This is a genomic window from Pseudomonas sp. AC172, from assembly GCF_979258595.1.
The window spans coordinates 2,910,401-2,937,328 of the sequence record NZ_OZ409868.1 but is presented as its reverse complement, the minus strand read 5'-3'; the positions used below and the strand labels follow the sequence as shown (position 1 = coordinate 2,937,328).

General features: G+C 60.1%; 25 protein-coding genes. 12 read left to right on the top strand and 13 right to left on the bottom strand.

Annotation, left to right across the window (positions count from 1 at the left end):
* Positions 1–50 precede the first annotated feature (50 nt).
* From ACZ0A4_RS13090 to ACZ0A4_RS13065, 6 genes are all read left to right on the top strand, one after another.
* Positions 51–584 (top strand): Csu type fimbrial protein, encoded by a 534-nt coding sequence (locus ACZ0A4_RS13090; protein ID WP_463575046.1) that lies wholly within the window; start codon positions 51–53, stop codon positions 582–584.
* A 20-nt stretch (positions 585–604) separates the two neighbouring features.
* The gene (locus ACZ0A4_RS13085; RefSeq protein ID WP_277758475.1) at positions 605–1,141 is read left to right on the top strand and encodes a Csu type fimbrial protein; all 537 of its coding nucleotides are present in this window, start codon (positions 605–607) and stop codon (positions 1,139–1,141) included.
* A 4-nt stretch (positions 1,142–1,145) separates the two neighbouring features.
* A complete protein-coding gene (locus ACZ0A4_RS13080; RefSeq protein ID WP_016983916.1) occupies positions 1,146–1,646 on the top strand; it encodes a Csu type fimbrial protein in 501 nt (166 codons plus the stop codon).
* Between the two features lie 33 nt (positions 1,647–1,679).
* The gene (locus ACZ0A4_RS13075; protein ID WP_463575045.1) at positions 1,680–2,468 is read left to right on the top strand and encodes a fimbrial biogenesis chaperone; all 789 of its coding nucleotides are present in this window, start codon (positions 1,680–1,682) and stop codon (positions 2,466–2,468) included.
* 79 nt (positions 2,469–2,547) lie between these two features.
* Complete coding sequence (locus ACZ0A4_RS13070; protein ID WP_463575044.1) at positions 2,548–4,905, top strand: fimbria/pilus outer membrane usher protein; 2,358 nt, start codon at positions 2,548–2,550, stop codon at positions 4,903–4,905.
* Entirely contained in the window at positions 4,902–5,873 is a 972-nt protein-coding gene (locus tag ACZ0A4_RS13065) for a Csu type fimbrial protein (protein WP_463575043.1), read from the top strand. Before ACZ0A4_RS13070 ends, ACZ0A4_RS13065 begins: the two co-directional genes overlap by 4 nt.
* 38 nt (positions 5,874–5,911) lie before the next feature.
* Here ACZ0A4_RS13065 and ACZ0A4_RS13060 read toward each other — a convergent pair whose 3' ends face one another.
* Together ACZ0A4_RS13060 and ACZ0A4_RS13055 are read right to left on the bottom strand one after the other, a co-directional pair.
* Positions 5,912–6,667, bottom strand: coding sequence for an anti-sigma factor family protein (locus ACZ0A4_RS13060; RefSeq protein ID WP_463575042.1), 756 nt, complete (start codon positions 6,665–6,667; stop codon positions 5,912–5,914).
* Positions 6,664–7,170, bottom strand: a complete 507-nt coding sequence (locus ACZ0A4_RS13055; protein WP_463575041.1) for a sigma-70 family RNA polymerase sigma factor — start codon at positions 7,168–7,170, stop codon at positions 6,664–6,666. The genes ACZ0A4_RS13060 and ACZ0A4_RS13055 overlap by 4 nt, the downstream gene beginning before the upstream one ends.
* Positions 7,171–7,327: 157 nt before the next feature.
* Between ACZ0A4_RS13055 and ACZ0A4_RS13050 the strand changes: the two genes are divergently transcribed.
* On the top strand, positions 7,328–8,434 hold the full coding sequence (locus ACZ0A4_RS13050) for a catalase family peroxidase (protein ID WP_463575040.1): 1,107 nt from the start codon (positions 7,328–7,330) through the stop codon (positions 8,432–8,434).
* Positions 8,431–8,976 (top strand): cytochrome b, encoded by a 546-nt coding sequence (locus ACZ0A4_RS13045; RefSeq protein ID WP_463575038.1) that lies wholly within the window; start codon positions 8,431–8,433, stop codon positions 8,974–8,976. The genes ACZ0A4_RS13050 and ACZ0A4_RS13045 overlap by 4 nt, the downstream gene beginning before the upstream one ends.
* Here ACZ0A4_RS13045 and ACZ0A4_RS13040 read toward each other — a convergent pair.
* A complete protein-coding gene (locus ACZ0A4_RS13040) occupies positions 8,973–10,166 on the bottom strand; it encodes an MFS transporter (protein ID WP_463575037.1) in 1,194 nt (397 codons plus the stop codon). The genes ACZ0A4_RS13045 and ACZ0A4_RS13040 overlap by 4 nt on opposite strands.
* A 142-nt stretch (positions 10,167–10,308) precedes the next feature.
* Positions 10,309–11,460, bottom strand: a complete 1,152-nt coding sequence (locus ACZ0A4_RS13035) for a M14 family metallopeptidase (RefSeq protein WP_463575035.1) — start codon at positions 11,458–11,460, stop codon at positions 10,309–10,311.
* Between the two features lie 96 nt (positions 11,461–11,556).
* Between ACZ0A4_RS13035 and ACZ0A4_RS13030 the strand changes: the two genes are divergently transcribed.
* Positions 11,557–11,796: a hypothetical protein gene (locus ACZ0A4_RS13030; RefSeq protein ID WP_463575034.1), complete on the top strand. Its 240-nt coding sequence runs from the start codon at positions 11,557–11,559 to the stop codon at positions 11,794–11,796.
* A gap of 144 nt (positions 11,797–11,940) precedes the next feature.
* On the opposite strand, the gene ACZ0A4_RS13025 is transcribed toward ACZ0A4_RS13030, so the two are convergent.
* Positions 11,941–12,279: a DUF6124 family protein gene (locus ACZ0A4_RS13025; protein ID WP_463575033.1), complete on the bottom strand. Its 339-nt coding sequence runs from the start codon at positions 12,277–12,279 to the stop codon at positions 11,941–11,943.
* A 130-nt stretch (positions 12,280–12,409) separates the two neighbouring features.
* On the opposite strand from ACZ0A4_RS13025, the gene ACZ0A4_RS13020 reads away from it, so the two are divergent.
* The gene (locus ACZ0A4_RS13020) at positions 12,410–13,069 is read left to right on the top strand and encodes a LexA family protein (protein WP_463575032.1); all 660 of its coding nucleotides are present in this window, start codon (positions 12,410–12,412) and stop codon (positions 13,067–13,069) included.
* A gap of 18 nt (positions 13,070–13,087) precedes the next feature.
* Here ACZ0A4_RS13020 and ACZ0A4_RS13015 read toward each other — a convergent pair whose 3' ends face one another.
* From ACZ0A4_RS13015 to ACZ0A4_RS13000, 4 genes are all read right to left on the bottom strand, one after another.
* A complete protein-coding gene (locus ACZ0A4_RS13015) occupies positions 13,088–15,037 on the bottom strand; it encodes an acetyl/propionyl/methylcrotonyl-CoA carboxylase subunit alpha (protein WP_463575031.1) in 1,950 nt (649 codons plus the stop codon).
* Positions 15,037–15,852: a gamma-carboxygeranoyl-CoA hydratase gene (locus tag ACZ0A4_RS13010; RefSeq protein WP_463575030.1), complete on the bottom strand. Its 816-nt coding sequence runs from the start codon at positions 15,850–15,852 to the stop codon at positions 15,037–15,039. The genes ACZ0A4_RS13015 and ACZ0A4_RS13010 overlap by 1 nt, the downstream gene beginning before the upstream one ends.
* A gap of 117 nt (positions 15,853–15,969) precedes the next feature.
* Entirely contained in the window at positions 15,970–17,574 is a 1,605-nt protein-coding gene (locus ACZ0A4_RS13005) for a carboxyl transferase domain-containing protein (protein WP_463575029.1), read from the bottom strand.
* 97 nt (positions 17,575–17,671) lie between these two features.
* A complete protein-coding gene (locus ACZ0A4_RS13000; RefSeq protein ID WP_110719347.1) occupies positions 17,672–18,835 on the bottom strand; it encodes an isovaleryl-CoA dehydrogenase in 1,164 nt (387 codons plus the stop codon).
* A gap of 210 nt (positions 18,836–19,045) precedes the next feature.
* Here ACZ0A4_RS13000 and ACZ0A4_RS12995 point away from each other — a divergent pair, with 210 nt between their 5' ends.
* A complete protein-coding gene (locus tag ACZ0A4_RS12995) occupies positions 19,046–20,743 on the top strand; it encodes an AMP-binding protein (protein ID WP_463575028.1) in 1,698 nt (565 codons plus the stop codon).
* A 669-nt stretch (positions 20,744–21,412) separates the two neighbouring features.
* Here ACZ0A4_RS12995 and ACZ0A4_RS12990 read toward each other — a convergent pair.
* From ACZ0A4_RS12990 to ACZ0A4_RS12980, 3 genes are all read right to left on the bottom strand, one after another.
* Positions 21,413–22,312, bottom strand: coding sequence for a hydroxymethylglutaryl-CoA lyase (locus tag ACZ0A4_RS12990; protein ID WP_463575027.1), 900 nt, complete (start codon positions 22,310–22,312; stop codon positions 21,413–21,415).
* A gap of 86 nt (positions 22,313–22,398) precedes the next feature.
* The gene (locus tag ACZ0A4_RS12985; protein ID WP_093434160.1) at positions 22,399–22,800 is read right to left on the bottom strand and encodes a MerR family transcriptional regulator; all 402 of its coding nucleotides are present in this window, start codon (positions 22,798–22,800) and stop codon (positions 22,399–22,401) included.
* Positions 22,801–22,988: 188 nt separating this feature from the next.
* Positions 22,989–23,918 carry a LysR family transcriptional regulator gene (locus tag ACZ0A4_RS12980; RefSeq protein ID WP_016986544.1) on the bottom strand — a complete coding sequence of 310 codons (930 nt, stop codon included), beginning with the start codon at positions 23,916–23,918 and terminating at the stop codon, positions 22,989–22,991.
* A 185-nt stretch (positions 23,919–24,103) separates the two neighbouring features.
* Between ACZ0A4_RS12980 and ACZ0A4_RS12975 the strand changes: the two genes are divergently transcribed.
* Positions 24,104–25,333 carry an acyl-CoA dehydrogenase gene (locus tag ACZ0A4_RS12975; protein WP_007917231.1) on the top strand — a complete coding sequence of 410 codons (1,230 nt, stop codon included), beginning with the start codon at positions 24,104–24,106 and terminating at the stop codon, positions 25,331–25,333.
* Positions 25,334–25,477: 144 nt separating this feature from the next.
* Here the strand turns inward: ACZ0A4_RS12975 and ACZ0A4_RS12970 are convergent, their stop codons facing one another.
* Positions 25,478–26,812, bottom strand: coding sequence for a substrate-binding domain-containing protein (locus ACZ0A4_RS12970; RefSeq protein WP_463575026.1), 1,335 nt, complete (start codon positions 26,810–26,812; stop codon positions 25,478–25,480).
* Between the last annotated feature and the right edge of the window lie 116 nt (positions 26,813–26,928).

Genomic DNA, 26,928 nt, shown 5'->3' with positions numbered 1-26,928 from the left:
AAAGATGAGCGCGGTGATCGAGTCAGCGTAAAGGAGCAGGGACGGGCGCAATGACAGGCAGACACTGGATGGTGGTGGCGGCAGGTACGCTGGCTATGCTCGCAGACGATGCGCAAGCGGCGGTCAGCGGGCAGATCAATGCGCGGTTGATCCTGATTGCCGGCTGTGAAGTCACCAACACCAGCACTCCCGCCAGCCCGGTCAGCGACCTCGGCACCCTCGATTTTGGCCTTCAGGGCCCCACCTGGAACGCGCCGATAAAGGCCAGTCTCGGCAGCGACAGCAGTGGCAAACTCAATGTCGCCTGCAATCCTTCGGTCACCGGTTTCACCGTCACCATCGATGGCGGCACCCACGGTGACGGCAACACCCGACGGCTGAGCAACGGCCGCCAGACCCTTCCTTATCAGCTGTTTGTCGATCCCTCCGGCGCCCGGAGCTACAGCATCGGCCAGCAACACAATTTCGCTGTCACCAGCGCTGCGCAGATACCCATTCCGGTATTTGGCTCGGTGGTGGCGAATACCCGCGCGGTGCCGGCAGGGGTCTATACCGACACCCTGACGGTGACGCTCGACTGGTAAACCCGTAGAGGACGGACTCCATGCGTACGTTTGCATCAAGGATAGGTTTGTCACTGCTCGGCCTGGCGCTGGTTTCAGGTGCCAACGCCGCCACCACGGTCACCGGCCAGATCACCTCCAGCCTGATTCTGATCAGCAGCTGCCAGGTCAACGGCGCCGGCGGTTCCACCGGGCTGAACTTCGGTGCGTTGAATTTCGGCACCGCCAACAGCCTGTTCACCACCGCCACCGGGCAGGTGTTGGGCGGTGGCGGCGGGGCGCTGTCGATTCTCTGCTCTAGCGGCACCACGCCGACGGTCAAGGTGCGCGCGGGTTCCCATGACGGCATGTCGCCGGGCGGCACGCGAGCGTTGTATGACGGGGTTGCCAATTATGTGCCGTACGACTTGTACACCGATGCCGGGCACTCGCAACTGCTGGCGATCGACGGGACCATCAATCTTGCGGCCAGCACCGGGGTCGCGCAGACGGTGAATATTTACGGTCAGGCGGTGGGCAAGGCGGGTTTGCCGGCGGGGACTTACACCGACACCGTCGCTGTTGAACTGACGTTCTGATGCCATGCGCCGTCATGGCTGTGCCGCGTTGCTCCTGCTTTGTGCGGGCAGTGCGCCGCTGCCGCTGACCGCAGCGACGAGCCAGAGCTTTCAGGTCAGCGCCACGGTCACTGCCGGGTGTCTGGTGGTGGGCGGGGTGTCGAATTATGGCGGGCTGAATTTCGGTTCGCGTTCGGCACTGGCCACCGGCACCGTGCAGGTCGCACTGACCGGTGGCGTGCAATTGCAATGCACGCCGGGCGTGACGCTGAACATGAGCGTCGATGGCGGCCAGTACAACAGCAGTGGCCGGCACATGCAGGTCAACAGCGGCAGTGCGCGGGTAGCGTATGCACTGTTTCGCGATGCGGCGTACAGCCAGAGCCTGGGCATTGGCCAGAGTGTGGCGGTGGCTTACAGCGATGCGAACAACATCAGCCTGCCGATTTACGGTCAGGTGCAATTGCCGGGCAATCAGCCTGGGGGGACGTACAGCGATGTGTTGCAGGTGCAACTGTCGTGGTAAGGCGAAGTTGAATGGCCGACAAGGAGCAGGTTTATGGGGGCAGTTACGTCACGGCATTCTTTCCTGCGCTGTGCGATGTGGACGATGGTCACGCTTGGGGCAAGCCAGGCACACGCGGCGAGTTCGGTGCTGATCTGGCCGATCGATCCGGTGCTGGAGGCTGATCAACAGGCCAGTGCGCTGTGGCTGGAAAACCGCGGCAACGAAACCGCCAATCTGCAGATCCGCGTGTTCGGCTGGAGCCAGAGTGGTTTCGCCGAGCAATACCAGAACCAACGCGACGTGATCGGCAGCCCGCCGGTGGCGAAAATCGAGCCGGGGCAGAAACAACTGGTGCGCCTGACCCGGACCAAAGAAGTGCCGCCGGGACAGGAACTGGCCTACCGGATCATCATCGACGAGATTCCTTCTGCGCAACCAGCGACTACCGACGGCGGCAAAACAGCGGCAGCGATCCGCTTCCAGATGCGTTATTCGGTGCCGCTGTTTGCCTATGGCGCCGGGTTGTGGAGCAAAGAGGACAGCAGCCGTGCGCGTGATCCCAAGGGCGTCGGCCTGCCGCAGTTGAGCTGGCGCACGGTGGCTGTGGATGGCAAGCCTTATGTGGAAGTGCGCAATCAGGGCGCAGTGCATGCGCGGCTGACCGATGTCGCTATAAAGCAGGCCGGGCAGAGCAAACCGTTGGCCGAAGGGCTGCTGGGTTATGTGCTGCCCGGCGCGGTGATGCGCTGGCCGGCACCGACGCCGCTGACCAGTGATTCGGCGTTGCAGGTACGAGTCAATGGCGCGGCACAGGTGCAGAGCATCACGCCAGCCAAGTGAGTGAGTCGTAGCCTGGGCATCTGGCGTCGACGAAAGCGGTATCAGGAGGATTCAGTCCATTGACGGACGTAAAACGCGTATGAACCCAGCACGGGTTCGCCGTATTCAGCGTCCGTTGTGGCTCATCACCGGCGCGTGTTGCCTGATGTTCATTCAACCATCCGGGGCCGGCGATCTGCCGCCGCCACCCAGCGGCATGGAGGCCGTGAGTGATGCACAGTTGTTTCTGGAACTGGTGGTCAACCAGATGAATACCGGACGTGTCGTGGCAGTGCAGCAGCGCGACGGGCGCTTGTTTGTGCCGGCGACGGCGTTGCGCGAAACCGGCATGAAGTTGCCCGACAGTCTCGGTGCCGAGGTCGATCTCGACAGTCTGGCGGGACTGCACAGTGACTACGACAGTGTTGGTCAACGCTTGCTGCTGGACGTGCCGCCGGACTGGCTGCCGGAACAATTCATCGGCAATCGCCAGGCTTACCCGCGCGCACCGGCGCTGAGCAGTTTCGGCGCGTTGTTCAATTATGACCTGTACCTCAACGACACCGACGATGCCGGCACTTACCTGGCGGCGTGGAACGAAGTGCGGCTGTTCGACAGCTGGGGCACGCTGTCCAACACCGGGCAGTATCGGCAAACCTTGTCCGGCGATTCGCTCAACACGCTGGACAACGGCTATCTGCGCTACGACACCACGTGGCGATACTCCGATGATGAACGAATGCTCACCTACGAGGCGGGTGACGTGATCAGCGGTGCGTTGCCGTGGAGCAGTTCGGTACGTCTGGGCGGCGTGCAGTTTTCTCGGGACTTTGCCGTACGCCCGGATCTGGTGACCTATCCGTTGCCGCAATTTGCCGGTGAAGCGGCGGTGCCGTCCTCGGTGGATCTGTTCATCAATGGCTACAAATCCAGCAGCGCAGACTTGCAGCCCGGGCCTTACACGCTGACCAATATTCCGTTCATCAACGGTGCTGGCGAAGCTGTCGTAGTGACCACCGATGCGCTCGGTCGGCAGGTCTCGACCACGGTGCCGTTCTATGTCACCAGCACCTTGCTGCAAAAAGGTTTGAGCGATTTTTCCGTGGCTGCCGGTACGTTGCGTCGCGACTATGGTTTGAAGGATTTCAATTATGGCCCGGGTGTCACCTCCGGCAGCCTGCGCTATGGCGTCAGTGACGGCTTCACACTGGAAAGTCATGCCGAAGCGGCCGATTCGCTGACACTCGGCGGCCTCGGTGGCAATTGGCAGCTGGGTAACTTCGGTGTACTCAACAGCGCGGTGAGTCAAAGTCGTTTCGATGGCGAGGGCGGTCAGCAATTAAGCCTGGGCTATCAGTACAGTAATCAGCGTTTCAGCTTTTCCTACCAACGCTTGCAACGCCACGATCAATACGCCGACCTCAGCGTGGTTGACAGTCCCTATATCAGCCTTAGCCGGCGCAGCGAGCAGGCTACCCTGAGTCTCAACCTCGACCGCTGGGGCAGCCTCGGTGCGGGTTATTTCGATGTACGCGCGGCGGACGATTCGCGTACGCGTCTGCTCAACCTCAGCTGGAGCAAACCGTTGTGGCGCAACAGCAGTTTCTACCTGTCGGCCAACCGCGAGATCGGCGACAGCAACTGGGCTGTGCAGGCACAACTGGTGATTCCATTCGATCTGCGCGGCAGCCTGGCGATCAGCAGCGATCGTAGTAAAACCGGGCAGAGCCAGCAGCGGGTCAACTACAGTCGCGCGGTACCGACCGAGGGCGGCGTGGGTTTCAATCTGGGCTACGCCAAGGGTGATGGTGCTGATTATCGTCAGGCCGACGTCACCTGGCGTCTGCAATCGGTGCAGTTGCAGGCCGGTGTCTACGGCACTTCCGACGCCGAAACCCGTTGGGCCGACGCCAGTGGTTCGCTGGTGTGGATGGACCGTCAGGTGTTCGCCGCCAACCGTATCGACGATGCGTTTGTGGTGGTCAGTACCGATGGTTTTGCCGACATTCCGGTGCGCTACGAAAACCAGCAGGTCGGTCAGACCGACAAGAATGGTCATTTGCTGGTGCCATGGAGCAGCGCCTATTACCGCGGCAAGTATGAAATCGATCCCCTGAATCTGCCGGCCAACGTGCGCAGCCCCAACGTCGAACAACGCATCGCTGTAAGGCGTGGCAGCGGTTATCTGCTGGAATTTCCGCTGACCCGGGTGATTGCCGCGAGCATCGTGCTGGTCGACGCGCAGCAGCGCGAGTTGCCGCTGGGCGCGGGTGTTTTGCATGAGCAGAGCGGCACGCGAACGGTCGTGGGCTGGGATGGGCTGGTCTATCTGGAAAACCTGCAGGCGCAGAACTCGCTGCACGTGACGCTGGCCGACGGCAAGACCTGCCAGGCGCAGTTCAGTGTCGACCTGAATCAGGATCAGGTGCCGTTGATTGGCCCGCTGGTGTGTCAATGATCCGCGCACGCTGGCTTATGTTGCTGGCGCTGATGCTGCCGGCGGCGGCGCAGGCCGCGTGCTCGGTGGTCAGCACCACGCCGGCGGCGTTCGGTATGCTCAGTTCGATCGCCGTGCGCACGACTTCGCAGCCCAGTTCCACACTGAATGCGGGTTTGAGTTGCACCGGCTCTCTGTTGTCCCTGCTGACCAGCAACGATCACTTCTGGGGCACCGTTTCATCGACTCAAAGTGGTCTGGTCGGGCCGACCGGCGATGTCATCAATTACACGATCTACGCGAACAACAGCACCAGCTATCCGCTGACCCGCGGCACCGCCTATGACTTTGCGCGCAATGGCATCATCGATGCCTTGGGCCTGCTCAACGGCACGACGCCGAAAACCGTGCCGCTGTATCTCGGTACAACCATTGGCAGCAATGTTGCCGCCGGGGTTTATACCGAGACGCTGAGCATTTTCTGGAACTGGAATTACTGCTCGGGGATCGGCATCGGTGCCATCTGCATCGGGCGCGATATCGCCAACGGCACGACTTCGCTGACGGTGAATCTGACGGTGTCCAATGACTGCACGATTACTGCGCCGAACATTGCCTTCGGCAGTGCGCCGGTGGTCAGCGCTTTTACGCCGGTGACCGGACAGACGATCAATCTGGCCTGCACCAAGGGCAGTGCCTACACCGTGGGGTTGAGTGACGGGCAGAACGCGGTGAGTGTCGGCGGCCGGCGACGGATGATTTCCGGGAGCAATTATCTGGCCTACGACATTTTCAAAAGCGCCGGCACCACGCGCTGGGGCAGTGTCGGCACGGCCAGGCGGGCGAGTACCGACGCCGAGGTCAATCCGGGTAACGGGTTGGGCACGGGCAGTCAGATCTTCAACTACAACGCGAAGATCTACACCGACCAGACCACGCCGCCGGCGGGGACCTATCTGGATAATGTAGTGCTCGACGTAGGTTTCTGAGCCTGACCCTGAACCCTTGTGGGAGCGAGGTGGAGCTCTCAGAATTGCAGTGATTGCTTGAGCTGTTGCGCCGCCGGCGTATCAACCGGGCTGACCATCGCGTAGTTGTACCCGCCGCCCGACCAGTATTCGGCCTGCAAGTCGCCATCACTGCGGCTTCCACGGGGTAAAAAGGTGTTCTTCGGCCCCGGTGGGCGCACGTAGAAACTCACCTTGTGCCCGCTGCGATCCTCATACATGACCATCGCCGCCGGGCCTTCGTCGGTGCTGAGCAGGCGTCCGCTGACCGGTTCAAACCCGGCCGCCCTCAGGTCAGGCAAGCGGCTGGCCCGAGTGAAATAGCGGTCAAGCCAGCGTTGCATGTCACCCTCACTGTCGACTTTGTAATCGGCCGGCAGCATGCCTTGCTGGGCAATCAAGCGATAGGCCTGCAAGGCGTCAGTCATCGGCAACATGGACGAGCGCACGAGGGTCATTTCCCGCGCCTGCCAGCCACTGAATCCACCGACGCTGACTGCGATCAGCAACACCGCGGCGCTGGCCAGATGACGCCGTGACTGACGCTGGCGGCGCTGACGGATCATGGCAGGGTCAAGGGCCGGATTGGCCGGCTGCTGCAATGCACCGCCGAGTGCCGCGCGCAGTTGCTGGGCATCCTGTTGCCAGGCGCGAACCTGCGCCGCTTCATCCGGGTGACTGGCCAGCCAGGTCTCCAGCACGCGCCGGTCGGCGTCGCTGAGCTGGTGGTCGACATAAGCGTGCAGGTCACGCTCGTTGGGAGGCAGGCTGATCATTTGAGTATCCGCAAAGAAGGGCTGCTGATTTCGCCGTCGCTGAGTTGGCGCAAGGCCTGGCGGGCACGGGACAGGCGCGACATCACGGTGCCGATCGGGGCGCCGAGAATCTCGGCGACCTCTTTATAGGAAAGGCCTTCCACCGAGACCATCAGCAGCAGGGCACGCTGTTCGGTAGGCAGACGGTCGAAGGCTTGCAGTGTCGACTGGGCGATGACGGTGCGCTCGACCGAGGGCTCGGCATCGTCGCGACCGGTGAAGAATTCGAGCATGCGCGCATAGCGTCGCGAGCGACGATGGGCGTCGAGAAACTGCCGATACAGGATCGCAAACAGCCAGGCACGCAAGTCGCCGTCGGCGCGTTTATTGCCCCAACTCGACAGCGCCCGCTCAAGGCTGGCCTGCACCAGATCGTCGGCGCTGCTGCTGTTGCGCGTCAGTGACACGGCAAAGCGGCGCAATCTGGGAATGATTTCTCTCAACTGTTCGTCGAATTCGCTCATGAAATTCTGCTAGTCACTACGCTGTGGACTAGGGAGACGTCCGCCGTTGGAGGTTATTCCACGTTCGGAAAAATAAATACCGAGGTGGGGAATAAATCCACACGAGGTGCGTCTTGCTGATTCTTCCTACTCGTGGCCGATGGCCCTGGAGTTTTTCATGGTTGATCGTTCATCACCCGATACTGCACCGCCCGGCGGGCCAAAGCGTCCACCTCTAAGTGCAGCAAGCCTGGTGCTGCGTCTGGGCGGCATTGCCGTGGTAGTCGCTGCGGTGGCCGGGGCGTTTGCCTACGTTCACGGTAACTTCGACCCACAACGTCTGACGCCAAAAGCGCTGGTCGATGTGCTGGAGAAGAACAATGGCGTGCATCCCGGGTTTCGCCGCAACCACGCCAAAGGCGTGTGCGTGATCGGGCATTTCGAGAGCAGTGGTGAGGCGCGGGTATTCTCCACCGCGCAGGTGTTCAACGAACCGCAGACTGCAGTGGTCGGGCGTTTCGCGCTGCCGGCTGGCAATCCGTATGCACCGGACAGCAGTGTACCGATTCGCAGTCTGGCCCTGCGGTTCACCCAGGCCAATGGGCAGCAGTGGCGCACCGGGATGAACAGCATGCCGGTGTTCCCGGTCGGTACGCCTGAGGCGTTCTATCAATTGCAGCAGGCGCAGTCGCCGGATCCGGCCACCGGCAAGCCTGATCCGAGCAAGGTGCCGGCGTTCTTCGCCTCGCACCCGGAAACCGTGCCGTTTCTGACCTGGGTGAAAACCGCCAAGCCGTCGGCCAGTTATGCCACTGAAACTTACAACAGCGTCAACGCGTTCTATCTGGTCGACGCCAGCGGTAAAAAGCAGGCCGTGCGCTGGAGCATGACGCCGTTGGCGCGGGACGTTGCGGGCGCCAGTGCGCCTGAGGGCGGCGATTTTCTCGAGAAGGATCTGGTGCAGCGGTTGGCGTCAGCGCCGCTGCGTTTTCAGTTGAATATCACTCTGGCCAACCCCGAAGATCCGGTAAACGACGCCAGCAAGACCTGGCCCGAGGGGCGCAAGGTGTTGAACGCCGGCACGCTGGTGCTGGAAAAAACCCAGCCGCAACTGAGCGGCGAATGCCGTGACATCAACTATGACCCTCTGGTGCTACCGGCCGGGATTCAAGGTTCCGACGACCCGTTGCTCGCGGCCCGTTCCGCCGGTTACGCCGATTCCTATCTGCGTCGCACCAGCGAAGTCAGCCAGTTGCCCGCCGCTAAACAGGAGGCTCGTCCATGAGAACCCAACCGACGCATTTCGCCCTGTTGGCGCGCCTGCTGCATTGGCTGATGGCGCTGATGATCATCGCCATGCTGTTTATCGGCGCCGGCATGGTCACCTCGGTTTCCGAGCGGCATGAATGGCTGATCCATCTGCACAAACCGCTGGGCATCGCGATACTGGCACTGGTGATTGTGCGTTTGCTGGTGCGGTTCACTACTCGCCAGCCGCCGCTGCCAGCGGACCTACCGGGCTGGCAAGTGCTGGCGGCCAAGGCTTCGCATCTGTTGCTGTACGCGCTGATGCTGGTGCTGCCGTTGCTGGGCTGGGCAATGATCAGCGCTTCGGGTGAGCCGGTCATGCTCAGTACAACGCTGCAGTTGCCAGCGATCGTTCCGGCCGATGCGCAGCTGTTCGCGTTATTGCGCAAGGCTCACGGTTATCTGGCCTACCTGTTGTTCCTGACGGTGCTGCTGCACCTGGCGGCGGCGCTGTTTCATGGCTGGATTCGCCGCGACGAGGTGCTCGACAGCATGTTGCGCGGTCGCGATCGCGGCTAACCCGTTTGAGTGGCGCATCGAGCCGGTGCGCCGCTTTTAAGGGTCAGCCACCAGTAAGCCAGCGCCGCGGCATTGATGCTCGCGCCGAGCAGGCACACGCCGATCCAGCCGGCCCACGCGTACATCGCGGTCGAGCCGATTGAACCCAGCGCGCTGCCGATTGAGTAAAACAACATGTAACCGGCGGTGAGACGGCTTTGCGCTTCGGGGCGCACGCTGTAAATCATGCTCTGGCTGGTGACGTGCACGGCTTGCAAGCCCAGATCCAGGGTGATCACGCCGAGCAGTAGTGCCCACAGCGAGGATTGGGTGAGGGCAATCGGCAGCCACGAAGCGAGCATCAACAATAGCGAAAGACCGCTGACCCATTGCCCGAGACCGCGATCGGCCAGATGCCCGGCCCGTGCGGCGGCCAGCGCACCTGCGGCACCGGCCAGCCCGAACAGTCCGATTTCACTGTGCGACAAGGACAGAGGCGGCGCGGCCAGTGGCAACACCATCGGCGTCCACAGCACCATCGCGCTGGCGAAGGTCAGCAGGGCGAGGATCGCGCGTTGGCGCAATACCGGTTCTTCTTTGAACAGGCTGAATACCGAGGTGATCAGTGCAATGTAGCCAGTCGCCGGTTGTGGGAATTCATGCTTGGGCAGAACGCGAAACAGCAGCAACGCCATCAACAGTGTCAGCCCGGCTGACAGGAAATAGATCGCTCGCCACCCAGCCAGATCGGCCATGCCGCCGGCAACCGTGCGTGCCAGCAGAATTCCCACCACGATGCCGCTGGTGACTACACCGACCACGCGCCCGCGCTGGGCAGGGAGCGCCAGCGTGGCGGCGTAAGCCACCAATACCTGCGTCACCACGGCGAGCAGCCCTGTCAATGTCATGCCAAGCAGCAGCCACGCACTGTTGGGCGCTAGTGCAATCATCAATAGCGCCGCTGCGGACAGAAGGGTTTGAGTGACGATCAATTTGCGCCGGTTGAGCAGATCGCCGAGGGGAACCAGTAACACAAGACCGATGCCGTAGCCGATTTGCGTCAGGGTGATGACGATGCCGATGGTCGCGGGCGACATCGCAAAGGCTTCAGCCATGGCGTCCAGCAGTGGCTGCGCGTAATACACGTTGCCTACGGCCAAGCCGCATGCCACAGAGAAAAGCAGAACCACTGCGCTGTTGAGAGGTTGCATGTCCCGAGTCCCTTTAGGTTTCAAAATAAAACCTTACCGCTATTGGGTTTTATATTGCAACCTTGTTGAGCGAATCAATGGACGGTAGAAAGCAGAAAATCGCAGTCAGACTGCGATCTTCTGGTCGTGCGCGGGGAGGGGATCAGCGCAAGGTATCAACCATGTCTGCGATGGTCGTCAGCACATCCTTGCCCAGCTGTTTTGAACGTTTGCCCGACCAGCCGGTTTCTTTGTCGGGATGGTCGTCGTGATCCTTGAACGGCATTTCCAGGGTCAGCGACAGGCAGTCGTATTTTTGGCCGACGCTGTTGCACGCCAGGGTCATATTGGCCTGGCCCGGTTCGTCGCGGGTGTAGCCGTACCTGGTCTGGAAGTCTTTGGTGGTGTGTTTCAAGTGGCTGCGGAAATGCTCTTCGAGCTTCTCGATTCGCGGCGTGTAGCCGGGATTGCCTTCGCAACCGGCGGTGAACACGTGGGGGATTTCTTCGTCGCCATGTACGTCGAGGAACAGGTCGACGCCATACTTTTCCATTTGCTGTTGTACGAAAAGTACCTCGGGGCTGACTTCCTGACTGGCGTTCTGCCAGGCGCGGTTCAAGTCCTGACCCATCGCATTGGTTCGCAGGTGACCGTGGAAGGCTCCGTCCGGATTCATGTTCGGCACCAGGTACAGATCGGCGCTGGCGAGCAGCTTGCTCAGCACCGGATCATCGTGCCTTTCCAGGCGTTCGATCACGCCTTCCATGAACCATTCGGCCATGTGTTCGCCGGGATGCTGTTGAGCGATGATCCAGATTTTGCGCTGGCCTTCGGCGCCGGTGCCTTTGCGCAGCAGTTGAATGTCACGACCTTCGATGCTTTTGCCGGTCGCCAGCAATTCGGTGCCGGCCTTGCTAAGCGCCTGCTCGATCAGCCAGTCGTGACGGCCACGGCTATAGGGTTCGAAATAGGCGAACCAGGCGTGGGTCTGCTCGGCTTCGAGGCAAAAGCGCAGGCTGTCACCTTCAAAACTGGTGGGGATGCGGAACCAGTTGACGTGGTCGTAAGACGCGACTGCCTGATAGCCGGTCCAGGCTTTGTTATAGGAGGATTGGCTGGCGTTGACCAGGCGAAACCAGTGTTCCTGATGAACATGCAGGCCGCTGGCCTTGAAGTGGAACCACTGAAAATGAGCGCTGCGGGTGTCCGGGCGAATGGCCAGAACCGGATTGAGCGGGTTGCTGATGTCGATGACTTGGATGTTGCCGCTGTCGAAGTTGGCGCTGATGTCGAACGAAGATTTGGCCACGGTCATAATCGATTCCTGAATATGATTTTTATGGCCGTTACTTTACACGCAGGCAGGGCTGAAACCGAGGGGAATTGCGGGGTGTGGCGGGGGGCGTCCTCCATGACGCGCAAGCAGCTTAGAGACTGTGCGATTGATTCTCAAGTGCTAATTGTCATTAGTTTGCCCCAATGTGGCCGGGCCCGGCTTGCCAAGCGATATTCTTTTGATATTATCCGCGTCATCGAATTTGCAGCACCTAAAGACTTCATTAGCCTGAAGACACAAGCCCGAAAAACGGGCAAAAAAAAGACCCGGCAAAAAGCCGGGTCAAAAACCGTGATTAGCCTGATGAGGAGATAGTCCAGAAGACCGACCTAAGGTCTCTGGTCCATCGACTGATCTCGCGACCAGCTGCTTGCAATAATAATCATTATCATTTGCAAGTCAAATGTTTTTATCTGCGCGATGGGGAAATTCTTTCCCGTCCCTCCGCAATCCCGTTCTTCAGACTTCATCGGCATCAAGCGAATGGTCGACCATCGCCCGCGCCATATCCACCATGTGCACCACTGAAAATGCCAGATCGCGACTCGCGCCTTGCAGGCTTTCGGCTGCCTTGAACGCCGTGGCCGCCGCACAGCGCAACAGGTCCGAGGCGTGCACCAGAGCTTCTTCGCCACTGAGATGGCGCCTGACATCGAAAAAACGCTCGTCGACCTCGGGTTCTGACACAGCTGGTTTCAAGTAATAGTCCAGCGCTCGCTGCGCTGCCGCATTGCCCTGAGGGGAGGTGAAGGTGGTGTCCATTTGCAGATCGGGCAAGTCTTTGCTGCTGATATTCATGATGAAGAGGCACTCCTTGGTCGATTGAAAATCCGTGCCCTAAGAATAGTACTATGTGTAGTTGTGACCAGAATTTAAATACTACAATATGTGTTTTGCTGGCCGAAGGCGTCGACGTAAGGTGCTGCACATGGATAAATGGATTGAGTTGGTCAAGGCCAAGATGAGTGAACTCAAAATCACTCAAACAGAGCTCGGAGAGCGCGTCGGCATGTCCCAGGGCGGGATCGGTCATTGGCTGAACAAGCGTCGCGAACCCGGCATCACGGAAATGAATCGCGTGCTGCAAGCGCTGGGCATGGATTTTCTCGAAGTGGTGCTGGTGATCCGGGAACCGCAAGTAACACCTGACGACGACATGCCGCTGGCGCAGAAGTACAACCCGTACTTCCGTTACCCGGTCAGCGATTGGCAGACGACGTGCGAGGTGCGCGAGAGTAATCCGGCGTCTTACGCCAAGGCGTCAGGCAAGCAGCGCTTCGAACTGACGGATTACCACGCGCGTGGCCCGGCGTTCTGGTTGACGGTGACGGGAGATTCGATGACCGCGCCCAGTGGCCAGAGCATTGCCGAAGGCATGCTGATACTGGTCGACCCGGCCGCCGAGGCGGTGCCCGGAAAACTGGTGATCGCCCAGTGGCCCGACAGCACTGAAGCGATTTTTCGCAAGCTGGACGAAGAGGGCGGTCAGCGTTACCTGGTGCCGCTCAATCCGACCTGGCCGAAAGCCCTGCTGACCGATGAGTGTCGAATCATCGGCGTTGTGGTTCAGGCAACGGCGCGCTACTAGTCAGATCGAACCTCGCCATCACACGGCTTCCAGTTCAACCAAAGCGCTGCCTTCGCCAACCATTTCACCTTCCTGGCAATACAGCGCTTTGATCACCCCGGCATGCGGCGCACGGATGCTGTGCTCCATCTTCATCGCTTCCAGCACCACCAGTTGCGCACCGGCCTCGACCGATTGCCCGGCCTCGACCAATACGCGAACAATGCTGCCGTTCATCGGTGCGGTCAGGCCGCCCTGATGACTGTGACTGGCTTCGACGGCGCTGACCGGATCGTACGTTTCGATGCGCCGCAACTCACCTTCCCATTGCAGGTACAGAGAGCCCCCTTGGCGGATGGCACGCAATGTACGACGAACGCCGTCGTGCTCGACGATGAGTGCTTCGCCGGACAGTCTGGCCTGATCATCGGTACTCAGCGTCAGCGCTCGATCCTGTCCCTCGCAACTCAAATGCAGGGTGATTTCCCGTGGCAATCCCGCACGCAAACCGCTGTTGAGTGACCATGGCGAAGCAGGATCATCCTGACGCGCCAACTGCGGCAGACTCTGCGCCACAGCTTGCGCTGCCGCGTTCCAGAACGCATCGCTCAAAGTGCCGGGGGCAGGCAGCAATTGCTCCTGATAGCGCGGAATAAATCCGGTATCCAGCTCCGCCGCCGCAAACGCCGGATGGGCGATGATCCGCCGCAAAAAATTGATGTTGGTTTTCAAACCGCCAATCGCAAATTCGTCGAGCATGCTCAACAAGCGCAACCGGGCCTGTTCACGATCCGCGCCCCAGGCAATCAGCTTGCCGAGCATCGGGTCGTAAAACGGCGAAATTTCATCGCCTTCCTCAACCCCGCTATCCACCCGGCGCCCCGGCCCAGCTGCCGATTCGCGATACAACGCCAGACGCCCGGTCGCCGGCAAAAAGTCATTCGCAGGGTCTTCGGCGTACAAACGCACTTCAATCGCATGACCGTTCAATGGCACTTGATCCTGGGTGATCGGCAACGCTTCACCCCGGGCAACACGGATCTGCCACGCCACTAGATCGAGACCGGTGATGGCCTCGGTCACCGGGTGTTCGACCTGTAGTCGCGTGTTCATCTCCATAAAGAAGAATTCGCCCCGCGCATCCAGCAAAAACTCCACCGTACCGGCGCCGACATAGCCGATTGCCTGCGCCGAACGCACAGCCGCTTCGCCCATGGCGCGACGCAGTTCAGGCGTCAGGCCCGGGGCCGGAGCTTCTTCGACGACTTTCTGATGGCGCCGTTGAATCGAGCAATCACGCTCATTGAGGTACAGGCAGTTGCCATGTTGATCGGCGAACACCTGGATTTCCACGTGACGCGGCTTGAGCAGATATTTCTCCACCAGCATCCGCGAGTCGCCGAACGACGACTGCGCTTCACGCTGGGCCGAGGCGAGGGCTTCGGCCAATTGGCTGACGTCCTCGACCACTTTCATGCCTTTGCCGCCACCGCCAGCGGTGGCTTTGAGCAGCACCGGATAACCGATGCGCTCGCAGGCATCGCGGAAGGTCTCGAGATCCTGTGCTTCGCCGTGATAACCCGGTACCAATGGCACACCGGCGGTTTCCATCAGCGCTTTGGCAGCGGACTTGCTGCCCATCGCATCAATGGCCGAGGCAGGCGGGCCGAGGAAAATCAAACCGGCCGCTTCAATGGCGCGAGCGAATCCGGCGTTTTCCGAGAGAAACCCGTAACCCGGATGAATCGCCTGAGCGCCACTGGCCTTGGCCGCTGCGATCAATTTGTCGATTTGCAGATAGCTGTCGGCCGCTTTGCTGCCACCGAGATCGACGCGGATGTCCGCTTCACGGCTGTGCCGCGCTTCACGGTCGGTGGCGCTGTGCACGGCGACCGTGGTCAGGCCCAGCGCTTTGGCGGTGCGCATCACGCGGCAGGCGATTTCGCCACGGTTGGCCACCAGCAGGGTGGTGAGAACGGGTGCGCTCATCAACGCGGCTCCTGGGTGGTGGTTGCGGCTTGCCAGCTCGGCGGACGTTTTTGCAGAAAGGCCCGTAGACCTTCCTGACCTTCAGGGCTGACGCGGATGCGGGCGATGGCATTTTCGGTGTAGCGGCGTAGCGCCGGGGTCAGCGCGCCGTTACCGACTTCACGCAGCAAATCCTTGCTGGCGCGCATGGCGGCGGGGCTGTTGAGCAGCAGGTTGTTGATCCACTGTTCGACCTGTTGATCCAGTTCAGTGGCGGGATAGCTTTCGGACAACAAACCGAGTTCCCGCGCCCGTTGCCCGCCAAAACGTTCAGCGGTCAGCGCATATCGTCGCGCCGCGCGCTCGCCAATGGCTTGCACCACGAACGGACTGATCACCGCCGGCGCCAGGCCAATGCGTACTTCCGACAGGCAAAATTGCGCATCATCGGCGCCAATCGCCATATCACAGCAACTGATCAGCCCCAGCGCGCCACCAAACGCCGCGCCCTGCACCACGGCCACGGTGGGGATTTTCAGCTTGGCGAGGTTGTACATCAGCTCCGCCAGTTCGCGGGCGTCGTCTAGGTTGGTGTGGTAATCGAGCTCGGCCGATTGCTGCATCCATGCCAGGTCAGCGCCGGCGCTGAAATGTTTGCCGCGGCCACGCACCAGCAAGAAGCGCAGGCTGGCGTCGCTGGCGACTTTGTCGAGGGCGAGGATCAGCTCGCGGATCATCTCGGCGTTGAAAGCGTTGTTCTTTTCCGCGCGGTTGAGCCACAGCGTTGCGAAGCCGCGTGGATCGCTGTGCAGTTCGAGGGTATTGAAATCGCTCATATTCGTCCGTCTCCACGGTTCCTGTGGGAGCGAGCCTGCTCGCGAAAGCGATGTATCAGTCGACGTATCCGCTACCTGACAAACCGTATTCGCGAGCAGGCTCGCTCCCACAAAAAATTACATCCGGAACACGCCGAAGCGGCTCGGTTCGATTGGCGCGTTCAGCGACGCGGACAGGGCCAGGGCCAGCACATCGCGGGTCTGCGCCGGGTCGATGACGCCGTCGTCCCACAGCCGTGCGCTGGAATAGTAGGGGTGACCCTGCTCTTCGTACTGGTCGAGGATTGGTTGCTTGATCTCGGCTTCCTGCTCGGCACTGAAGGTTTGGCCACTGCGTTCAGCCTGTTCACGCTTGACCTGCACCAGCACGCCGGCCGCCTGTTCGGCGCCCATCACGCCGATGCGTGCGTTCGGCCACATCCACAGGAATCGCGGGTCGTAAGCACGACCGCACATGCCGTAGTTGCCGGCGCCAAAGCTGCCGCCGATGATCACGGTGAATTTCGGCACTTTCGCGCAAGCCACCGCCGTCACCAGTTTCGCGCCGTGTTTGGCGATGCCGCCGGCCTCGTATTTCTGGCCGACCATGAATCCGGTGATGTTCTGCAAAAACAGCAGCGGAATGCCGCGCTGGCAGGCCAGTTCGATAAAGTGCGCGCCTTTCTGCGCGGCTTCGGCGAAGAGGATGCCGTTGTTGGCCAGAATCGCGATCGGGTAGCCGTGCAGGTGCGCGAAACCGCAGACCAGCGTGGTGCCGAACAACGCTTTGAATTCATCGAACACCGAACCGTCGACCAGTCGCGCAATCACTTCGCGCACATCGAACGGCTGCTTGGCGTCGGCCGAGACCACGCCATACAACTCATCGCTGGCGTACAACGGTGCAATCGGCGCGCGTTGCTGCAGTTCACCGCGTTTGCGCCAGTTGAGATTGGCAACGCTGCGGCGGGCGAGGGCGAGGGCATGCTCGTCGCTCTCGGCGTAATGGTCGGCGACCCCGGAAATCTTGCAGTGCACATCGGCACCGCCCAGATCTTCGGCGCTGACCACTTCACCGGTTGCGGCTTTCACCAGCGGCGGGCCGGCGAGGAAAATCGTCGCCTGATTGCGCACCATGATCGCTTCGTCGGCCATCGCCGGCACATACGCGCCACCTGCGGTGCAGGAGCCCATGACCACGGCGATCTGCGGAATGCCCATCGCGCTCATGTTGGCCTGATTGAAGAAGATCCGCCCGAAGTGCTCACGGTCCGGGAACACTTCGTCCTGACGCGGCAGGTTGGCGCCACCGGAATCCACCAGATAGATGCACGGCAGGCGATTTTGCTGCGCGATGGTCTGCGCGCGCAGGTGTTTCTTCACGGTCAGCGGGTAATACGAACCGCCCTTCACCGTCGCGTCGTTGGCAACGATCATGCATTCGACGCCCTCGACCCGACCGATCCCGGCGATCACACCGGCGGCCGGGACGTCTTCACCGTAAACCGCGTGGGCGGCCAATTGGCTGATTTCCAGAAATGGCGAACCCGGATCAAGCAAGCGGTTGATGCGCTCACGCGGCAGCAGTTTGCCGCGCGAGTTATGGCGTTCCTGGGCTTTCGCGCCGCCACCCTGCGCCACTTGGGCGAGCAGAGTGTGCAGCGCGTCGACCTGTTTGAGCATCGCTGCGCTGTTGGCGGCGAACTCCGCTGAGCGAGGATTGAGCTGAGTGTGCAGAATCATGGCTTACTCCGTAAGCAGCTACGAGTTGCAAGCTTGGAGCGGCAAGTTAAAGCGGTTCTCTTGCAGCTTGAAACTTGCGGCTCGCAGCTGACGAAATTCATTTCGTTTCGTTGAAGAGTTCGCGACCGATCAGCATGCGACGGATCTCACTGGTGCCGGCGCCGATTTCGTACAGCTTGGCGTCGCGCAGCAAGCGGCCCGCCGGGAATTCATTGATGTAACCGTTACCGCCGAGAATCTGGATCGCGTCGAGGGCCATTTGCGTGGCGCGTTCGGCGGTGTAGAGGATCACCCCGGCGGCATCTTTACGGGTGGTTTCGCCGCGCTCGCAAGCCTGCGCAACCGCATACAGATAGGCGCGGCTGGCGTTGAGTTGGGTATACATGTCGGCGACCTTACCCTGGATCAGCTGGAACTCGCCGATGCTTTGGCCGAACTGTTTGCGGTCGTGGATGTACGGCACGATCAGGTCCATGCACGACTGCATGATCCCGGTCGGACCGCCGGACAGCACGACGCGCTCGTAGTCGAGGCCGCTCATCAGCACTTTCACGCCGCCGTTGAGGACGCCAAGGATGTTTTCTTCCGGGACTTCAACGTCATCGAAGAACAGCTCGCAGGTGTTGGAACCGCGCATGCCGAGCTTGTCGAATTTGTTGCTGCGGCTGAAGCCTTTCCAGTCGCGTTCAACAATGAATGCGGTGATGCCGTGCGGGCCTTTTTCCAGGTCGGTTTTGGCGTAGATCACGTAAGTGTTGGCGTCGGGGCCGTTGGTGATCCAGGTTTTGCTTCCATTGAGGACGAAACGGTCGCCGCGTTTGTCGGCGCGCAGTTTCATTGAAACCACGTCGGAACCGGCGTTTGGCTCGCTCATCGCCAACGCACCGACGTGTTCGCCGCTGATCAGCTTCGGCAGGTATTTGCTTTTCTGTTCGTGGTTGCCATTGCGGTTGATCTGGTTGACGCAGAGGTTGGAGTGCGCGCCGTAAGACAGCGCCACCGAGGCCGAGCCACGGCTGATTTCTTCCATCGCCACCACGTGCGCCAGGTAACCCAAACCCGCGCCGCCGTACTCTTCCGGCACGGTGATGCCGAGCAGGCCCATGTCGCCGAACTTGCGCCACATGTCGGCGGGGAACAGGTTGTCGCTGTCGATCTGCGCCGCGCGCGGAGCGATCTCCTTGGCAACAAAGGACTGAACCTGATCGCGCAGCATGTCGATGGTTTCACCGAGGGCGAAGTTCAGGGATGGATAGCTCATGGGGCACCTTTTGGCTTCTTTGTAGGGTGGGGAGGGCGGTCACTCAGCTCTCACCTTTACGTTAACGTAAGCCTGTGGCGGATGGCTGTCAATCACCCTTTACGTTAACGTCAACTTAGGCGAGAGTAAGGGCAGTTCAAGATTGAAGCGGAGAAATCCCTCTGGGATTAAATCCGGCAAAACCCACTAATAAAGACAATAGGGGTCGTCATGGATCAACCCAGTGCAAACCCGCAGCGCAGCTACACCCGTGGTTCTCAGGACAAAGCCTTGCTGGCGATGACCATCGGGCAGAAGTTCGATCAGACTGTTGCGCAATACCCCGACGGAGAAGCGCTCGTCGTGCGCCATCAGCAGTTGCGCTATTCCTGGCGCCAACTGGCCGATGCGGTGGATCTGCACGCCAGAGCGCTGCTCGCCCTGGGTTTGCAGGCCGGCGATCGCCTCGGTATCTGGGCGCCGAACTGCGCGCAGTGGTGCATCACCCAAGTCGCTACGGCGAAAATCGGCGTGATCCTGGTTAATGTCAACCCGGCCTACCGCAGCTCCGAACTCGAATACGTGCTCAAACAATCCGGCTGCCAATGGCTGGTCTGTGCCGGGACGTTCAAATCTTCTGACTACCACGGCATGTTGCAAGGGTTGGTACCAGAACTGGCCGAACAATCCATCGGCCAACTGCGCAGCGAGCGCCTGCCGCAATTGCGCGGCGTGATCAGCCTCGACGCACAGCCGCCATCAGGTTTCCTGCCGTGGTCGCAATTGACTGATATGGCCGCGAAGACTTCCCCGCAACAGCTCAGCGAACGCAGCAACAGCCTGCACTTCGATCAACCCGTCAATATCCAGTACACCTCCGGCACCACCGGTTTCCCCAAAGGTGCGACCCTCAGCCACTACAACATTCTCAACAACGGTTACATGGTTGGCGAAAGCATCGGCCTGACCCCGCGCGATCGTCTGGTGATCCCGGTGCCGCTGTATCACTGCTTCGGCATGGTCATGGGCAACCTCGGCTGCATCACCCACGGCAGCACAATGATTTACCCCAACGATGCGTTCGATCCATTGCTGACCCTGCAAACCGTCGCCACAGAAAAAGCCACCGGCCTCTATGGCGTACCGACCATGTTCATCGCCATGCTCGACCAGCCACAGCGCGGCGAATTCGATCTGTCGAGCCTGCGCACCGGAATAATGGCCGGTGCGACGTGCCCGATCGAAGTGATGCGCCGGGTCATCAGCGAGATGCACATGAGCGAAGTGCAGATCGCTTACGGCATGACCGAAACCAGCCCGGTGTCGCTGCAAACCGGCCCGAACGACGAGCTGGAACTGCGCGTGACCACCGTTGGCCGCACGCAGCCACAGCTGGAAAGCAAGATCATTGATGAGGCAGGCAACCTCGTGCCGCGCGGCGCCATCGGCGAACTGTGCACCCGTGGTTACAGTGTGATGCTCGGTTACTGGAACAATCCGCAGGCCACCGCCGAAGCCATCGATGAGGGGGGCTGGATGCACACCGGCGACCTGGCGAGCATGAACGAGGAGGGTTACGTCAACATCGCTGGGCGTAACAAAGACATGATCATCCGTGGTGGCGAGAACGTTTATCCGCGTGAGCTGGAAGAGTTTTTCTTCACCCACCCAGCGGTGGCGGACGTGCAGGTGATCGGCATTCCGTGCTCACGTTACGGCGAGGAGATTGTTGCCTGGATCAAATTCCACCCCGGCCACAATGCTTCCGAGCTGGAGCTGCAAACCTGGTGCAAGGAACGCATCGCGCACTTCAAGACGCCACGGCACTTCAAGTTCGTCGAAGAGTTTCCGATGACGGTCACGGGCAAGATCCAGAAATTTCGCATGCGCGAAATAAGCATCGAAGAACTGAAAACTTTCGAGCGGTAACCGCAAACCCTGTGGGAGCGAGCTTGCTCGCGAAGGCGTCAGGTCAGCCAATATCTTTGTTGATGACACACCCCTTTCGCGAGCAAGCTCGCTCCCACAGGGGATAAGCGTTGAGGAAAAGAGGAATCGCAGAAAGCACAAAGGGGAGCCGAGGCTCCCCTTTAATTTTGTCGTCGCGTGCTCTTTTTTATTATTGAGGGTCGGTCTGTTGTTGTTTTTGGCAACCGTGGCCCTTTACCGCTGTTTTTGGCGACCCCCATCCGGGGTCAAGAGCAAACGTATTTTTTTGAGCGCTGATCTACTTTCTCGCTAAGCGATCCAACCGATTCGGGAGCTACCTGAAGGTAGTTTTATTGTTCTCTGCCCGGTTGCGGGTCACTCCTGAGAGCACCCTGAAAAGCACACCTTCTCCAAAAAAATCTGTTAGCTGCGTCTCTGCCGTGTTGTTTTTGTTATGTCAGAGTCGGTACGTCTTGTTTTTATTGGTTTGCTGCTTTTTATTCTTGTTATGCCATAGAGATAGCAGAAGCCGTGCCAACTTTTAAATTTCTTTATAAATCAACAGCTTGAGAATTTCAGCGATTTTTCACTCCAGCGAAACCAGACAATTTGTTTCCGTGTTACTCGCTTGAACGCACATTCCGGACACAGCGGTAACACCTTGTCCCCTCACTGTGCGCTGCGAGCCTTGGCCACGCGCGAACCGCTCGGGCGACCGAGCACCGCGCTGATCTGCTGACCCGCGGCAATCAAGGCGTCCAGGTCGATTCCGGTCTTGATACCCAAGCCATTGAGCAGGTACACCACATCTTCGGTAGCAACGTTACCGCTCGCGCCTTTGGCGTACGGGCAGCCGCCGAGGCCCGCGATAGAGCTGTCGAATACTGAAATGCCTTCAAGCAGACTGGCATAGATATTGGCCATGGCCTGACCGTAGGTGTCGTGAAAATGCCCGGCAAGCTTGTCGCGCGGAACCTGCGCCGATACCACCTCAAACAAGCGGCGAGTCGCGCCAGCAGTGCCAGTGCCTATGGTGTCGCCCAGCGATACCTCGTAGCAGCCCATCGCATACAACTCGCGCGCGACCATCGCCACTTGCTCCGGCGCGACCGTGCCTTCGTACGGACAGCCGAGCACGCAGGACACGTAACCGCGCACGGTAACGCCGTGCTGTTGCGCCGCTTCCATGATCGGAGTGAAGCGCGCGAGGCTTTCGCTGATCGAGCAGTTGATGTTGCGCTGTGAGAAGGCTTCGGAAGCGGCAGCAAACACAGCCACTTCCTTGACCCCCGCACCGATCGCATCTTCAAAGCCGCGCAGGTTCGGCGCCAGTGCACCGTAGGTCACGCCGGGTTTGCGCTGGATCTGCGCGAACACCTCGGCGGAACCAGCCATCTGAGGCACCCATTTGGGTGAGACGAAACTGCCGACTTCTATATAGCCAAGGCCGGCGGCGCTCAAAGCGTCGACCAGTTGCACCTTGTCAGTGACGCTGATCGGTTGGGCTTCGTTCTGCAGGCCATCGCGCGGGCCGACTTCGATCAGGCGTACTTGGGAGGGGAGGGACATGGCGGTTGACCTGTAGTAATTATCTGAAGTCTGCGGATATCCCCCTGTGGGAGCGAGCCTGCTCGCTCCCACAGGGAATGGGGTTGTTACTGAATGGCCTGCTGGCTTTTGAGCGTCTGCTCCAGCGCCTGCACGCAGCGCTCTTCTGCGGTATCCAGCTCCAGCTTCATCTGTTCGATATCCAACAACTGCTGCTCCAACTGCTCGCGGCGCTCAGTGATTTTCGCCAGCATACTGTTGAGCTGTTTGGTGTTACCGCTGGACGGGTCGTAAAGCTCGATCAGTTCGCGGCATTCGGCCAGCGAAAAACCGATGCGTTTGCCGCGCAGGATCAGCTTCAGGCTGACCTTGTCGCGGGGTGAATAGATGCGTTCCTGGCCACGACGCTCAGGACTGAGCAGGCCTTGCTCTTCATAAAAGCGGATCGCCCGGGTGGTGATGTCCAGCTCGCGGGCGAGGTCGGAGATGCTGTAAGTCTGGCTGCTCATGGAAGCGCTCGGAAAAAGGTCTTGGCGCTAAGCTAATGGCAGGTTGACGTTTACGTCAAGCGGGATGATTTTGTGTTGTATTCGATGGCCTCTTCGCGAGCAGGCTCGCTCCCACAGTGGATTTGTGAATACCACAGAACCTGTGGGAGCGAGCCTGCTCGCGAAGAACGATAACGCGGTAAAAAGCCCTACACCTTATCGAGCTTCTTCTCCTGCGCCGTCACCTGTTGGCACAACTCGATCATCTGCTCACGCATCCAGCGATTCGCCGGGTCCTGGTCAGTGCTTTCATGCCAATAGAGATGTGTCTCCACCGGCGGCACGTCATTCACCGGCAGATTGAAGGCCTGCAGCTCATGCCGGCGGGCAAAGCGCTCCGGCACGGTCATGACCATGTCGGTCTGCTGCATCACCTGCGACGCCATCAAGTAATGCTGCGAACGCAGGGCAATCTTGCGCTGAATACCCATTTTGCCCAGCGCCAGATCGACATAACCCAAGCCACTGCGGCGACTGGAAATGTGGATATGCGTCAGCGACAGATAGTCATCCAGCGAGAGTTTTTCCTTGCCCGCCATCGGATGGCCCTTGCGCATCGCACACACGTAACGGTCTTCCATCAGCTTGACGTGACGCACTTGCGGGTCGGTGTTGAGCGGTGCATCCACGGCGAAATCCAGACGTCCGGCAGCCAGTTCTTTAGTGGTCTCGCGGCGCTTGGACAGAAAACTTTCAATGATCACCGTCGGCGCCAATCGGCGCAGACGCTGGAACAGCGGCGGCAAAATCACCGCCTCGGTGAGGTCGGTCATGCTGATGCGGTAGGTCTTGACCGCTTGCGCGGGGTTGAAAATGCGACTTTCCTGAACCGATACGCGCAGCAACGACAGCGCGTTGCGCACCGGGCCGATGATGTTCTGCGCCATCGGTGTCGGCACCATGCCCTGCGCCGTGCGCACGAACAGCGGATCGTTGAAGGTCTCGCGCAACCGTGCCAGCGCGTTGGACACCGCCGGCTGGGTGATGCCGACAATCTGCCCGGCACGGGTCAGGTTGGCTTCGGTGTAGATCGCGTCGAAGACGATGAAAAGGTTGAGGTCGACCTTACTCAGATTCATAACGCGGCTTCTCTTGTTATTTAGGGCGGTGTTTTGGGGGCTGGCAATCAGCCGATCATATATCGGTGATGAATGTTTATACACGCCGAGAATAGGCTAGGTAAATTATCAACGCTGTTCTAGCATCGATTGCATGACTTGAACAACCTCTGCCAAAGAACTGCCTTAACCATCGGGAGCTGCTCATGGATTTCGCTTATTCGCCCAAGGTGCAAGAACTGCGTGAGCGCGTGACCGCGTTCATGGACACTTACGTTTACCCGGCCGAAGCCGTGTTCGAGCGCCAGGTTGCCGAAGGCGATCGCTGGCAGCCGACGGCGATCATGGAGGAGCTCAAAGCCAAGGCCAAGGCCGAAGGCTTGTGGAATCTGTTTCTGCCGGAGTCGGAACTCGGCGCCGGCCTGAGCAACCTCGAATACGCGCCATTGGCGGAAATCATGGGCCGCTCGCTGCTCGGTCCCGAGCCGTTCAACTGCTCGGCGCCGGACACCGGCAATATGGAAGTGCTGGTGCGCTACGCCAACGAAGAACAAAAACAGCGCTGGCTCGAACCGTTGCTGCGCGGCGAGATTCGCTCGGCGTTCGCCATGACCGAACCGGATGTGGCCTCGTCTGACGCCACCAACATGGCTGCCCGCGCGGTGCGTGATGGTGACGAGTGGGTGATCAACGGTAAAAAATGGTGGACGTCCGGCGCCTGTGATCCACGCTGCAAAATCCTGATTTTCATGGGCCTGAGCAATCCCGATGCGCCGCGCCACGCCCAGCACTCGATGATCCTTGTGCCGGTCGACACCCCCGGGGTGAAAATTGTCCGCCCGCTGCCGGTGTTCGGCTACGACGACGCGCCACACGGCCACGCCGAAGTGCTGTTCGATAATGTGCGCGTGCCGTACGAAAACGTCTTGCTCGGTGAAGGCCGTGGCTTCGAGATTGCTCAAGGTCGCCTTGGCCCAGGCCGCATTCACCACTGCATGCGCTCGATCGGCATGGCTGAACGCGCACTGGAATTGATGTGCAAACGCGCGGTGAGCCGCACTGCGTTCGGCAAACCGCTCGCGCGTCTGGGCGGTAACGTCGACAAGATTGCCGACTCGCGGATGGAGATCGACATGGCGCGCCTGCTGACGCTGAAAGCGGCGTACATGATGGACACCGTCGGTAACAAAGTGGCGAAAAGCGAAATCGCGCAGATCAAAGTCGTTGCGCCGAACGTCGCGCTGCGGGTGATCGACCGAGCGATCCAGATGCATGGCGGGGCAGGTGTGTCGAACGATTTCCCGCTGGCTTATATGTATGCGATGCAACGCACATTGCGCCTGGCCGATGGTCCAGACGAAGTGCACCGCGCGGCGATCGGCAAGTTCGAGATCGGCAAATATGTGCCGAAGGAAATGCTGCGTAGCGAGCGCTGATCCTAGACCGAGTTATCGTTCATCGCTGGCAAGCCAGCTCCCACAGGTTTTTTGGGTGCACATGAATTTTGTGTACGACTCGGACACTGTGGGAGCTGGCTTGCCAGCGATGACGTAAGCAGGCTCAACACATCAACATCAGGCTCAATACACCCAAACCTCAACCCGGCGATTCTTGATCCGCCCCTCATCCGCATTGTTCGCCGCCACTGGCATCAACGCGCCAAACCCGCGAACCTCGCGCAACACCACACCGTTCTTCACCAACTCCCGTCGCACCGCCATCGCCCGCAGCTTCGACAGCAGATCCGCACGTGCCGGGTCGTCTTTGGCGTCACCAAAACCCACCAGTGTCACCGCGCGCTCGCGCTTGTCATGCCTCTTTATATAGTCGAGCACCCGCGCCAGATCCTGACGCGCCTTGTTGTCCAGGTTGGCGCTGCCTTCCTCGAAACGGAAGTTCACTGTCAGACGTTGGGCGTGACGGCTAAGGGATTGATACCCCTCGGGCATCAGCGCATTCGGCGCGACGGTCATGGCGTGCACGCTCTGGCTGACAAACCCGTTGGCCGCGACAATCGCCTGGCCCTGACGGCTCTGCGCAAATGTCACGAGTGCCTTGGCCCACGGGTTTGTGCTGTCGGGAGGCAGATAAAAGAACAGCCGCCGCGACAATGGATAATCTTCAGTGGCGATCAGGCTGGTGAGCGGCAGCATGGACAGCGAAGCTCCATCGGCAATCGCCACGGCTTTGGCCTGACGCACGTAAGGCAAACCGATGAAGCCAATGCCTTGTGGATCCGTACTGACGGCGTCGGACAATTGCTCGCTGGACTCAAACCGTTTCGCGGCGCTGTTCAGACTTTTCCCTCGCCGGCTAAGGACCAGTTCTTTAAACGTGTCGTACGTACCGGACTGATCATCCCGCGCATATAAATGAATCGCACCGCCACGCCCGCCGAGGTCTTCCCAGCTTTTCACTTCGCCGGCGAAGATCCGCGCCAGTTGTTCGGTGTCCAGTTGCTGCAGCGGATTGTCGGGATGAAGGATGATCGCCAGACCGTCGATGGCGATGACTTGCTCGGCGGCGGGGCTTTTCAGATCGCCCAGCAATTGCAGGGCCTGCAATTCACTGTCCTTGATCTCGCGAGAGGACGCTGCCAGGTCGGCGCTGGCATTTTTCAACGCGGTGAAACCGGTGCTGGAACCGTGCGCGGCCACTTCCACGACCACGCGTTTGCCTTGGGCGGTCTGGCCGACGATGCGCAGTTCGTTGGCGGTGTCCGGGGTTTCGCGGTGGATTTTCAGCAAGCCCTGTTCTTGCAGCAACCCTTCGACCAGCGCCGGGCCGAGTTCGGCGCCGATGGTGTTGGAACCTTGAATGCGCAGCGCGGGGCCGTTTTCAGGAAGGGGCAGGGCAGCGGCAGAAACCGTCAGCCACGCACTCAAGAGAAACACGCACAGAACACGCAGGGTCATGCCGGCACCGAATCAAGCCAAGGGGATTGCCGGGGAGATTAAGTCAGGCGCATGACCGAAAGATGACACCGATGAAACTGTGGGAGCGAGCTTGCTCGCGAAGGCGGTGCATCAGA

Excerpts from the sequence above, each read along its gene's own strand:
- ACZ0A4_RS13030 (WP_463575034.1), top strand. The coding sequence starts at position 11,557 with ATGACGCGCAAGCAGCTTAGAGACTGTGCGATTGATTCTCAAGTGCTA.
- ACZ0A4_RS13055 (WP_463575041.1), bottom strand. The coding sequence starts at position 7,170 with ATGAGCGAATTCGACGAACAGTTGAGAGAAATCATTCCCAGATTGCGC.
- ACZ0A4_RS13035 (WP_463575035.1), bottom strand. The coding sequence starts at position 11,460 with ATGACCGTGGCCAAATCTTCGTTCGACATCAGCGCCAACTTCGACAGC.
- ACZ0A4_RS13015 (WP_463575031.1), bottom strand. The coding sequence starts at position 15,037 with ATGAGCGCACCCGTTCTCACCACCCTGCTGGTGGCCAACCGTGGCGAA.
- ACZ0A4_RS12995 (WP_463575028.1), top strand. The coding sequence starts at position 19,046 with ATGGATCAACCCAGTGCAAACCCGCAGCGCAGCTACACCCGTGGTTCT.
- ACZ0A4_RS13040 (WP_463575037.1), bottom strand. The coding sequence starts at position 10,166 with ATGCAACCTCTCAACAGCGCAGTGGTTCTGCTTTTCTCTGTGGCATGC.
- ACZ0A4_RS12985 (WP_093434160.1), bottom strand. The coding sequence starts at position 22,800 with ATGAGCAGCCAGACTTACAGCATCTCCGACCTCGCCCGCGAGCTGGAC.
- ACZ0A4_RS12990 (WP_463575027.1), bottom strand. The coding sequence starts at position 22,312 with ATGTCCCTCCCCTCCCAAGTACGCCTGATCGAAGTCGGCCCGCGCGAT.
- ACZ0A4_RS13085 (WP_277758475.1), top strand. The coding sequence starts at position 605 with ATGCGTACGTTTGCATCAAGGATAGGTTTGTCACTGCTCGGCCTGGCG.
- ACZ0A4_RS13080 (WP_016983916.1), top strand. The coding sequence starts at position 1,146 with ATGCGCCGTCATGGCTGTGCCGCGTTGCTCCTGCTTTGTGCGGGCAGT.
- ACZ0A4_RS13070 (WP_463575044.1), top strand. The coding sequence starts at position 2,548 with ATGAACCCAGCACGGGTTCGCCGTATTCAGCGTCCGTTGTGGCTCATC.
- ACZ0A4_RS13020 (WP_463575032.1), top strand. The coding sequence starts at position 12,410 with ATGGATAAATGGATTGAGTTGGTCAAGGCCAAGATGAGTGAACTCAAA.
- ACZ0A4_RS13010 (WP_463575030.1), bottom strand. The coding sequence starts at position 15,852 with ATGAGCGATTTCAATACCCTCGAACTGCACAGCGATCCACGCGGCTTC.
- ACZ0A4_RS13060 (WP_463575042.1), bottom strand. The coding sequence starts at position 6,667 with ATGATCAGCCTGCCTCCCAACGAGCGTGACCTGCACGCTTATGTCGAC.
- ACZ0A4_RS13050 (WP_463575040.1), top strand. The coding sequence starts at position 7,328 with ATGGTTGATCGTTCATCACCCGATACTGCACCGCCCGGCGGGCCAAAG.
- ACZ0A4_RS12980 (WP_016986544.1), bottom strand. The coding sequence starts at position 23,918 with ATGAATCTGAGTAAGGTCGACCTCAACCTTTTCATCGTCTTCGACGCG.
- ACZ0A4_RS13065 (WP_463575043.1), top strand. The coding sequence starts at position 4,902 with ATGATCCGCGCACGCTGGCTTATGTTGCTGGCGCTGATGCTGCCGGCG.
- ACZ0A4_RS13045 (WP_463575038.1), top strand. The coding sequence starts at position 8,431 with ATGAGAACCCAACCGACGCATTTCGCCCTGTTGGCGCGCCTGCTGCAT.
- ACZ0A4_RS13000 (WP_110719347.1), bottom strand. The coding sequence starts at position 18,835 with ATGAGCTATCCATCCCTGAACTTCGCCCTCGGTGAAACCATCGACATG.
- ACZ0A4_RS12970 (WP_463575026.1), bottom strand. The coding sequence starts at position 26,812 with ATGACCCTGCGTGTTCTGTGCGTGTTTCTCTTGAGTGCGTGGCTGACG.
- ACZ0A4_RS13090 (WP_463575046.1), top strand. The coding sequence starts at position 51 with ATGACAGGCAGACACTGGATGGTGGTGGCGGCAGGTACGCTGGCTATG.
- ACZ0A4_RS12975 (WP_007917231.1), top strand. The coding sequence starts at position 24,104 with ATGGATTTCGCTTATTCGCCCAAGGTGCAAGAACTGCGTGAGCGCGTG.
- ACZ0A4_RS13075 (WP_463575045.1), top strand. The coding sequence starts at position 1,680 with ATGGGGGCAGTTACGTCACGGCATTCTTTCCTGCGCTGTGCGATGTGG.
- ACZ0A4_RS13005 (WP_463575029.1), bottom strand. The coding sequence starts at position 17,574 with ATGATTCTGCACACTCAGCTCAATCCTCGCTCAGCGGAGTTCGCCGCC.
- ACZ0A4_RS13025 (WP_463575033.1), bottom strand. The coding sequence starts at position 12,279 with ATGAATATCAGCAGCAAAGACTTGCCCGATCTGCAAATGGACACCACC.